The sequence below is a fragment of the Bifidobacterium cebidarum genome, assembly GCF_009193305.1.
GTDB lineage: Bacteria > Actinomycetota > Actinomycetes > Actinomycetales > Bifidobacteriaceae > Bifidobacterium > Bifidobacterium cebidarum.
This window is the reverse complement of the sequence record NZ_WBVS01000003.1, coordinates 320,138-330,369: the sequence shown is the minus strand read 5'-3', so window position 1 is coordinate 330,369 and position 10,232 is coordinate 320,138. Positions and strand designations below refer to the sequence as shown.

The following is a 10,232-nucleotide window of genomic DNA, read 5'->3' as shown; positions in this document are numbered from 1 at the left end:
CCTGCTCGTCGGCCTGGTCATCGGCTGCGTCAACGGCGCTCTGGTCTCCCTGCTCGGTCTGCAGCCGTTCATCACCACCCTGATCATGATGCTCGCCGGCCGTGGTATCGCCAAGGTAATCACCTCCGGTGAAAACACCGACGCCTCCGCCGTCGCCGGCAACGAACCGCTCAAGTGGATCGCCAACGGCTTCATCCTCGGCATCCCCGCCAACTTCGTCATCGCCGTGGTCATTGTGATCCTCGTCGGCCTGCTGTGCCGTAAGACCGCAATGGGCATGATGATCGAGGCCGTCGGCATCAACCAGGAAGCCTCCCGTATGACCGGTATCAAGCCGAAGAAGATCCTCTTCCTCGTCTACGCGGTCTCCGGCTTCCTTGCGGCTATCGCTGGTCTGTTCGCCACCGCATCCGTGATGCGCGTCGACGTGGTCAAGACCGGTCAAGACCTCGAAATGTACGCCATTCTGGCAGTCGTCATCGGCGGCACCTCGCTGCTCGGTGGTAAGTTCTCCCTCGCCGGCTCTGCTGTCGGCGCTGTGATTATCGCCATGATCCGCAAGACCATCATCACCCTCGGCATCAACGCCGAAGCAACCCCGGCCTTCTTCGCCGTCGTCGTGATCGTGATCTGCGTGATGCAGGCTCCTAAGATCCACAACTTGGGTGCGGCAATGAAGCGTAAGCGCGCGCTCAAGGCTCAAGCTAAGGCGGTGGCAGCATGACAACAGCTACGGCAAACAAGGTAAAGGCTCCTAAGAAGGGCTTCAAGCTCGATCGTCAGATGATTCCGACCCTCGCGGCCGTTGTGATCTTCCTCCTGATGATCATCATGGGACAGGCACTGTTCGGCACCTACATCCGACTGGGCTTCATCTCCTCCCTGTTCATCGACCACGCTTACCTGATTATCCTGGCTGTGGCCATGACATTGCCGATCTTGACCGGTGGTATCGATTTGTCGGTCGGCGCCATCGTGGCAATCACCGCAGTCGTCGGTCTGAAACTGGCAAACGCCGGTGTCCCCGCCGTCCTGGTCATGGTCATCATGCTCCTGATCGGTGCCGTGTTCGGTCTTCTGGCCGGCACGCTGATTGAGGAATTCAACATGCAGCCGTTCATCGCGACACTGTCCACGATGTTCCTGGCCCGTGGTATCGCCTCCATCATCTCCACCGACTCCCTGACCTTCCCGGACAACAACAACTTCGCCTTCATCGCCAACGAGATCAAGATCATCGATAACCCGAAGATCTCCAACGATTTGTCCTTCAACGTCGGCGTGATCATCGCTCTGGTTGTTGTGATCTACGGCTACATCTTCCTGCACCACACCCGCACCGGTCGTACCATCTACGCCATCGGCGGCTCCCGCTCCTCCGCTGAGCTGATGGGTCTGCCGGTCAAGCGCACCCAGTACACCATCTACCTGACCTCCGCAATCCTCGCGGCTCTGGCCTCCATCGTGTACACCGCCAACATCGGTTCCGCAAAGAACACCGTTGGTGTGGGCTGGGAGCTTGACGCAGTGGCCTCCGTGGTTATCGGCGGTACGATCATCACCGGTGGCTTCGGCTACGTGCTCGGTTCCGTGCTCGGCGCTCTGGTGCGCTCCATCCTCGACCCGCTCACCTCCGACTTCGGCGTGCCGGCCGAATGGACCACCATCGTGGTCGGCCTCATGATTCTCGTCTTCGTGGTGCTGCAGCGCGCCGTGATGGCAGTCGGGGAGAAAAAATAGGGCCCGACCCAAGCGATAACTGAACAATAACTCAATAGGTGTGCCCCGGTCGCGATCACTCTTCATCCGCTCGTCATAGAGCAGGGGAGTGGTGCGCCGGGGCGAACACCGCAAGCTTTCTCCTTTCTCTTTTCTTCCTTTCATCGACGTGTGGGGCGCAGCTCGGGAATCCGAACTGCGCCCCACACGTTTTTGCATATTCCAGGGCGCGGGTGCCAGGGAATTGTGGGACACAACTGCATTTTGGAGGGTTTTGCATTTGCGTTCCGCTGGCACTGTGTTATCCACTCTCGTGGAGCAACAAAAAATGGCGTAATTCCGCCGTTTTCGTAATCGCGTATTCCGGGGAACGGCATGAGAAATGGGACGTAACTGCATTGTCGTCAAATCTGCATTTGCGTCCCACACTTAAGGCTGCGGAGCGTCAGGAACACGGCAACGGCACCGTAACAGAGCGCTCTGGCGTTTCCGGGAGTCCTCCTTCAGGCTTAATATTCGTTCTGGCTATAAACGGGGCGTATCATCGGGATTTTTTCGGTCCTATCAGATGGTGCGTAGAGACACATACGCCGGTTGGTAAACCTGATATTCCACTTTGTTGAACCAAAGACGTAGAGGAGCTTTCCTATGCCCGAAACTGAGCAGGCACGCGCGCTCGATACGGAGAAAATCCCGCCGAAACTCATTGGCGCCATTGTGGCTGTAGGCTCATTGGCGTTCATCGGGATTCTCACCGAGACGGTGATGACGGTGTTGTTCCCCTCGCTGATGCGCGAATTCCATGTGGATACTGCCACCGTGCAATGGATCACTACGATTTATCTGCTGTCCGTGGCCGCCACGATGCCGATCAGCTCGTTCCTGAAGCGCCGTTTTCCCCTGAAAGGCATTTTCCTTGCCGCAGTGGTCTTGGCCATTATCGGTTCGCTGATCATGATTGTCGCCCGCGTCTTCCCGCTGCTGATCGTGGCCCGCATCATTCAGGGCATAGGCTCCGGCATTGCCACACCGTTGATGGTGAACATCATTCTGGAACAATCGCCTCGCTCCAAAATCGGACGGCTGATGGGCGTCGGTTCCCTGGTCATCACTGTGGCGCCGGCCATCGGGCCGACCGTGGGCGGTGCTGTGACCACAGTCTTGCCGTGGCGAGCCATTTTCGTGATTGTGATTCCGTTGGTGGTGATCGCTGCGTTCATCGGCGTCAAATGCATTGAACAGAAAGTTCCCACCGAGCCAGCCTTCCTTGATCCAATTCAGCTGGGTTCCATTGTCTTGGCATTGGCAGGGTTGGTGCTGGCTCTGAATCAAGGTGGCGTGGCCATCAGCGCAGCGGTATCCGGCCAGCAGGTCACCGGATCCGCTGCGATTGCCATCGTGAGCCTCATTATTGGCTTGGGCTCCCTGATGCTGTTCGCCTTGAGTTCCAAGAAGACATTTTCGCCGCTGCTGCGCTTGGGCATTCTGCGTGACCCGGTGGTGTTGCTGCATGTTATCGCCTATCTGGTATTGCCGTTGGTGGCCATCGGATATGGCTACGTGATCACCAACGTTTCCCAGCTCGCACTTGGCGTGAGCGCATTCGTGGCAGGCTCTCTGGTGCTGCCAGGCGCATTGATCGGCGCGGTGTGCGCACCCGTGGGTGGCTGGCTGTACGACCGTTTCGGCGCGGTCAAGCCGATTCTGATTCCTATTGGCATTGCCATCCTGGGGCCGGTGCTGATGCTCGTCTTCTCGATGCACCTGACGGCGGGGATGCTGTGCGGTTTCTACTTCATCTTTGGCTTCTTCTACGCCGTTGGTGCCGCCAATATCATGACCAGCGGTTTGAGTGGCGTGCCGCACGAGTTCCGCCCGGACGGCAACGCCATCTTCAACACCTGCCTGCAGTTCGGCGGTGCGGCAGGCACGGCCCTGTTCTCCACCATTCTCGCCGTGGCGCAGGCCGGTGCCGGCGAAGAGGGCACCGCACAGTTCGCTCATGCCACGGCGATCGGTGGCGCATGGACCTTCGCCACGATGACTGTGATTTGCGTGATTGGCTGGAGCTGTTTGTCTGCTGCTTTTCATATCCGCGCCACACGTCGTTAGTCGGTTTCTGGGCCTCCGCGAGGGAAGCCGTTTTTATCCGCACCGCGGCCTAGGTTGGTGAACCATGGGAATCGAAAACGCGAATAAGCTCATCGTCAATTGTCTGCCGCTTGACGAATCCGAAAAACAGGCATTCGTCAAGGCGGCATATGGTGTGCCACAGGAATTCGTAGGCGACTATGCCCATCGCACGGATATGGTGTGGCCAGTGTCCATTCCGAAAGAGCTGCGCGCCAAGGCCACGGCGGTGATTGGCAACTTCCCTCCAAACGAAGCCGCGCAATTCTCGAGACTCGAATGGTTGCAAACCTTCAGCGCAGGTGTGGACGCTTACCTCAAGGAAGGGGTATTGCCTCGCGGTACCATGGTCACCAATGCTTCCGGCGCCTATGGGCAAAGCGTTTCCGAGCACATGTTTGCCATGATGTGGGCATTGATGAAGAACATCAACCAGTATGCCGCGAATCAGTGTGAGCATCGCTGGCGGGATCAGGGCCCGGTGTTGAGCCCTGCAGGCGGCATCGCCTTGGTGATTGGAGCCGGTGATATTGGTTCGCATTTCGCGCGGTTGGCCCAAGGCATTGGCATGCGCACGTTTGGCGTGCGCCGTCACGCCGATATGCCGGCGCAGGGCATCGAAAAGATGTATGGCTTCGAACGACTGGATGCGTTGCTGCCGTTGGCGGATGTCGTGGCGCTCGCCGTGCCGCGCTCGCCGCAAACCCATCATCTGCTGGATGCTGCACGCTTGTCCCGTCTGAAGGGAACCGCCATCGTCATCAATGCCGGCAGGGGCGATGTCATCGACCCGGATGCTCTGGCCGAGGCGTTGCACGAAGGTCGGATTCATGGAGCCGGTCTGGATGTTACCGAACCGGAGCCGCTTCCTGAGTCCAGTTCGCTGTGGAATGAACCTCGCTGCCTGATCACTCCGCATGTGGCCGGCGGCAATCATTTGGAGCGGACGTCTGAGCGGATTATTCGCATCGTGCAAACGAATGTGTCTCGTTACGCGCGACAACAGGAGTTGATTAATCTCGTGCGTCGCTGAGCTGTTTCGTTCGGCATACAGTGCATGTGCCCCTCGCAAGACATCATTGCCTTGCGAGGGGCACATGCACTCAGGGAAGCGAATGACCGAACGAGCGATCAGTGACGATCAGTACTTGTTCGCGCCGTTGCCTTCGAAGTCGACCTTGAAGCCACGCTGGTAGTGCAGGAACATGGCGGCGCCGTAGCGATCCACAGGGCGGTGGGTGAACAGCATGCGGATGGCGAATGCGGTCTGCACATCCTCAGGCAGTGCGAGGAAGGCCTTGTGCGCATCCCAGTACGGATTCATGGTGATGGCGGCGTCAGGAACATAGGCGTAACCGTAACCGTCTTCATTCACGTATCCCATAAATGGCAGATCCCAGGCATTGTGGTTGGTCAGCTGGGTCTTGAAATACTCCACTTCGTCGAGCGCCTGATCGCTGATGCCGAAGCTCTTGGCTACTTCATTGGCTTTGGTGGTCTTGGATTGAGCATCCTTGCCGAACATATCTGGGTCTACGACGATGACTTTTTCTTCAGCCATGATGGTCCTTTCATTGTCCTGCCGTGCTTCATGGTGAAGTCGGTAATGTTCAATTACGTAGTAAAACGCACATCTATAATCCTTGCCCTTGTGAGAAAGGATATGCACATTGGTCTGTGCTGGTTCCTTAGATTAGCATCAATAATGCTGGAAATTAGCTGTTTAATAAGTAATTCATATACTGGTAACTGTTTTGGAAGGTATTGTTTTGCTGTGATATTCGCTGTGTGTTTTTTGCAAAAGTGAACATAAACTATGTTCGTTTTAGAGGAAATGTAGACAACAAAAAAGACCATGCACAACATTGGTCATGCATGGTCGGTGTGTCGTGATTGATGATATGAGGCGGTTGAACAGGCTGACCGCCGTTAGTCGGTCAATTCCTGACCGTTGGCGTCCTGATGCCACGGGGAGCCATATCGGCTGGTGAGGATGAGAATGCCTTCCACCAGACCCCAGATGGTGGCGGCCAGAGGGCCGAGTCCAATGAGGATCCAGCCCACGCAGGTGAGCAACAGCTGCGCAACGGCTTTGCCGGTATTGCCGAGATAGAAGTTGTGCACGCCGAAGGCGCCGAGGAAGATGCCGAGCAGACCAGCGGCCAGTTTGGACTTGGACGAGTGTCCGGCACCGTACTGCGGGGCGTTATATTGCGGCGTGGCATACTGAGGGTTAGGAGAGCTGTATTGCGGCTGCGTGTACGGGTTGGCCGGCTGACCATACTGTGGCTGTGCATATTGCGGCTGGCCATACTGCTGCCCGTAGGACTGTTGCGTATATCCGGGCTGAGCGGCGTAGGCGCTGGGCCGCGCATCGCCTGGCTGCGGAGCATATTGTTGGTTGGGTGCTGGCTGCTCATAGGCATTCGCTTGCGGTTGCTCATAGTCGCCAGCCGGTTGTACCGGTTGCGTGTACGCGTTCGGTGCGCCCGATGGTTCTGGAGCGGTGTATGCGTTGGGTTCCGGATTGGCTGGAGCATATGGCTGCTGATCGTTACTCATCATTGGGTCCCTTCTCGAGATGCATGGCGATGTTGTTTCGTCATTGATATACATCTTCTCACGTTTTGCCTAAAACGGGAACAACGGCTCGCAGCATCGGCTCGTATAACATGATGTGGCCGGCCGCTGTGTTCCTCCAAACAAGCAGGCCGGCCACATCATAGGCAATTCGTGCGGGGCTAAATGCTCCAGAGCCTTACTCGCGCACGAGTTTGATGTGCTCCACATCCTCGCGCTTGGATGCGCGATAAATCACGAAACGATTGCCGATGGACTGCACCACTTCAGCACCGAGCTGTTCGGCGAGTTCGGCGGCGGCCTCCTTGGCGGTGAGCCCCGAGCCGTCCTGCACGGCGCACTTGATGAGCTCATGCTTTTCAATGGTTTCGTCGGCCTGCTTGATGGCCGCCTCGGTCAGATCGTTCTTACCGACATAAAACAGCGGCTTCAATGAATTGGCCATTGCGCGCAGCTGCTTGATTTGCTTTTTGGTTAATGCCATGGGAATTCCTTACGTTCGAGTAACCACTTGAGCATAGCCGCGGGGCCGGATGTGGCGCAGGCAACCATCTACAGCAATACGATGGCCACAATGTATGCGAGGATGACCGCGCCGAATACGGCATCGGCCGGACCGGGGGAGAACACGCGCCAATGGGTGCGTGTGATGCCTTCCTCGTAGCAGCGGGCATCCAACGCCAAACTCAGATTGTTGGCATGGCGCAAGGTGCCTGCGAACACGGGCACGATGATCGCGCTCATGGCTTTCACACGTTGCCCGAGAGAGCCGGTTTCCACCGATCCGCCGCGCGCCGCCTGGGCATCGATGATTGACTTAGTCTCGCCGGTCAGTGTGGGAATGAAGCGCAACGCCAGACTCATGACCAGTGCGATCTCCTGCGTATGCAGGCCGATTCGTTGCAGTGGGTGCAACAAGGATTCGAAGGCATCGGTCATGGCCGTGGGGGTGGTGGTCCACAAGAACACCGCGCCGAGAATGATCACCAAAGCGAATCGGCATGCGTAGAGTACCGCGATCATCACGCCATCTGAGGTGATGGAAAGCGGGCCGAGACCGACCAGCGTGCCGCCGGTACGTACCACGACGAGATTGGTCAGGCTCATCACAGCGAGCAGGGCCAAAATCGGGTGAATGGCGGCAAACAGTTGAATCGGATGGATTCTCGCGGCAGCGATGATGCCGAATGTCACAGCTGCGCCCAATATGAGCTGCACAGGCGTATTGACCGCGAACATGGTGAACATGGCAGCCAGGAATCCTACCATTTTCACGCGAGGGTCCAGTCTGCTCACATAGGAAAGCTCATGTGAGGGCTTGGCTCCGTCCTCCAACTGGGAAGTTGCCGAAGCGTTCGTCTGGGAGGATGTTTCACGCATGGTTTCATGCTCATCCGGCATGCAGACCACACGGTTGGCCAAAGCGAACGCCTCGGCGCGGTCGTGGGTAATCATCACGATGGTCACCCCCTGGCGTTGCAGGGTGCGAATCAACTCATGGATGCGCGCCCTGGCCCTTACGTCCAAGCTCGCCGTGGGCTCATCCATAATCAGCACTTCCGGCTGACATGCCACCACGCCAGCGATGGCGACCAGCCGTTGCTGGCCTCCGGAAAGGTCAAAGGGGGAGTGATTCGCCAAATGCTTGATATGCAAGGCTTCCAATGCGTGATTCACGCGAGCCTCGACCTGTGCCTCATCCAGCTTTTGATTGCGCGGCCCGTAAGCGACGTCATCGGCCACGGTATCTGCGAACAGCTGATGCTCCGGATGCTGCATCACATAACCGACGCGACTGCGCAGTTGCGTGAGTTGCCTGCGGTTCGCGTAACGAGGTTTGCCGGTGCGCTTCGGCGCCTGAGACACCGGAACGCCAGCTACCTCGATGGACCCGGAGACGGGTCTTCCCAACGCGCAGAGCAGTTTCGCCAATGTGGATTTGCCGGAGCCGTTGGCGCCCATGATCGCCAGGGTTTCGCCTTGCTCGACGCGGAATGATAGGTCTCGAATGACCGTACGTCCCGAACCATAGCGATACTGCAGATGCTCCACACGGATGGACGCCGGTGAATGGACCGCAGCCGAATCGCTTTCCAATCCCCGTTCGCCTAGAAGCGGCAGATTGCCGTCGGCCGAAGATGCGGATGTTTCGACGGCCACCGCGCTCCGTCTAACCCCTGGTTCGGGGCAAGGCGCATCATGAGGGCTGACGATTTCGACGATATGCCCCTGCTCCATATGCACGATGCGGTCGGCGCGAAGCGTCTCATCGGCGTGATGGGTCACGTGCACGATGGTGGTTCCCCGAGCCTGCAGTGTGTCAAGCACGGTCATGACTTCCGCACGTGCGGTCTCATCCAGCATGGCGGTGGGTTCGTCGAGCACCAATATGGCCGGATTCATGGCCAACATGCCGGCGATGGCTGCACGCTGCTGCTGACCGCCGCTCATGCGCGTGGGGTCCGAAGCGCGATGCGAGGCAAGGCCTACGGCCTTGAGGCTCGATTCGATGCGCTCGCCGATATGGAGACGTTCCAGCCCTAGGTTTTCCGGTCCGAAGGCCACATCGTCCTCGATCACGGTGGTCACGATCTGGTCTTCCGGATTTTGGAACACCATGCCGATGCCGCGACGGGCGGCTCGGTATTCAACGGCATTCGGGCCGGCTGATGACGTATATACGGTGTGCCCAAGTAGCGTTACTGCGCCGGCGTCGGGCGCGGTCAGACCAGCGATCAGCCGAGCTAAGGTGGACTTGCCCGAGCCGTTCGGTCCTACGAGGCAGAGTCGCTCACCGGTGTATACGGTGAGCGACACATCATCCAACGCCCATGTCGAGCCATGGTCATAGCTGAATCGAATATGGTTGAGCTCGGCGGCTGGCGTCTGGGCTTTGGATGAATTCATTGTTGGTGATACTTATTGCTTGGCGCTCACTGCTGCTTGGAGAGCAGGTTGGAGATGGGCTTGTAGATCAGGAAGGTCACCACGGCGTGGATGGCCATCTTCGCTAGGTTGAACGGCAGCAGAATCGGCAGGATCATGGCGGCGACCGCGGCGTACGACATGTGCGCGTAGATTGGGGTAATCACCAGGTTGCCGAGCAGCGCGGCCACGATGGCCAGCACGGCTCCGGCGAGAATGCCGAGGGCGGCGCCCTTGCGGGAGCGGATCTTACGGTAGATTAGCGAAGCCGGAACGGACAGGCACAGTGCCACGAGCACAGCCATCAGCGAACCCCATGGGTCGGCGAACATATGAGGAACGAAGCCCAGCACGGAGACGATGGCGGCGGCGGATGGGCCGTATGCGAAGCCGGCGATCAGACAGACGATGCCGGACGGGTCATACTTCAGCCAGGCGACTGGTGTAATCGGGAACTCAATGAAGCTGGTGACCATGGCCAGCGCCACGAACAGGGCGTACATGGCGATGCGCCTGGTGGACCAGCGGCCGGAATCGGCGACACCGGTGGAGTGCGAACCGAGCTTGGCGTTGGTGGCCGAACCGGCTGCGCCTTCCGCCTCGGGTGTGACGGAACGGATTGCTTGCATGCGAATGCGCGAAGAAATGCTCATCGGAGCCCTCGTTTCTTCCATCCGGACTATACCGTTGGCTTCGGAATCTCACCGAATCAGCCGCTTCCGCGGGTCGCGGGCTCGTCTGCACGTCCGTTTTGCATCCCGGGCGCAGAATCACCGCCAGTAAGGAATTTCACCTTCCCTGAAACTGACAGGCACATTCATACGCCATGGCACGTACAGATGCAAGCTGCATTTCATTGTGGGCAAAAAACGATGCAG

The 10,232-nt window shown here is 58.2% G+C and carries 9 protein-coding genes and 1 riboswitch; of the genes, 4 read left to right on the top strand and 5 right to left on the bottom strand.

What is annotated here, in order from left to right; all coding sequences use genetic code 11:
- The 4 genes from F7D08_RS05025 to F7D08_RS05010 form a co-directional block, all read left to right on the top strand.
- The coding region (locus F7D08_RS05025; RefSeq protein ID WP_152209569.1) for an ABC transporter permease at window positions 1–724 on the top strand (724 nt) is incomplete at its 5' end.
- Complete coding sequence (locus tag F7D08_RS05020; RefSeq protein ID WP_152209568.1) at window positions 721–1,740, top strand: ABC transporter permease; 1,020 nt, start codon at window positions 721–723, stop codon at window positions 1,738–1,740. The genes F7D08_RS05025 and F7D08_RS05020, both read left to right, overlap by 4 nt.
- Window positions 1,741–2,367: 627 nt before the next feature.
- The gene (locus F7D08_RS05015; protein WP_152209567.1) at window positions 2,368–3,831 is read left to right on the top strand and encodes an MFS transporter; all 1,464 of its coding nucleotides are present in this window, start codon (window positions 2,368–2,370) and stop codon (window positions 3,829–3,831) included.
- Window positions 3,832–3,895: 64 nt separating this feature from the next.
- The gene (locus F7D08_RS05010) at window positions 3,896–4,882 is read left to right on the top strand and encodes a D-2-hydroxyacid dehydrogenase (protein WP_193316195.1); all 987 of its coding nucleotides are present in this window, start codon (window positions 3,896–3,898) and stop codon (window positions 4,880–4,882) included.
- A 108-nt stretch (window positions 4,883–4,990) separates the two neighbouring features.
- On the opposite strand, the gene F7D08_RS05005 is transcribed toward F7D08_RS05010, so the two are convergent.
- From F7D08_RS05005 to F7D08_RS04985, 5 genes are all read right to left on the bottom strand, one after another.
- Window positions 4,991–5,410, bottom strand: coding sequence for a glycerophosphodiester phosphodiesterase (locus tag F7D08_RS05005; protein WP_152209566.1), 420 nt, complete (start codon window positions 5,408–5,410; stop codon window positions 4,991–4,993).
- A 368-nt stretch (window positions 5,411–5,778) separates the two neighbouring features.
- Window positions 5,779–6,414, bottom strand: a complete 636-nt coding sequence (locus tag F7D08_RS05000) for a TM2 domain-containing protein (RefSeq protein WP_152209565.1) — start codon at window positions 6,412–6,414, stop codon at window positions 5,779–5,781.
- Between the two features lie 193 nt (window positions 6,415–6,607).
- Complete coding sequence (locus tag F7D08_RS04995; RefSeq protein WP_152209564.1) at window positions 6,608–6,913, bottom strand: YhbY family RNA-binding protein; 306 nt, start codon at window positions 6,911–6,913, stop codon at window positions 6,608–6,610.
- 68 nt (window positions 6,914–6,981) lie between these two features.
- A complete protein-coding gene (locus F7D08_RS04990; protein WP_152209563.1) occupies window positions 6,982–9,336 on the bottom strand; it encodes an energy-coupling factor transporter ATPase in 2,355 nt (784 codons plus the stop codon).
- A gap of 26 nt (window positions 9,337–9,362) precedes the next feature.
- Window positions 9,363–10,007 carry an ECF transporter S component gene (locus tag F7D08_RS04985; RefSeq protein ID WP_152209592.1) on the bottom strand — a complete coding sequence of 215 codons (645 nt, stop codon included), beginning with the start codon at window positions 10,005–10,007 and terminating at the stop codon, window positions 9,363–9,365.
- 5 nt (window positions 10,008–10,012) lie between these two features.
- Window positions 10,013–10,164, bottom strand: a riboswitch (FMN riboswitch).
- Window positions 10,165–10,232: the final 68 nt, after the last annotated feature.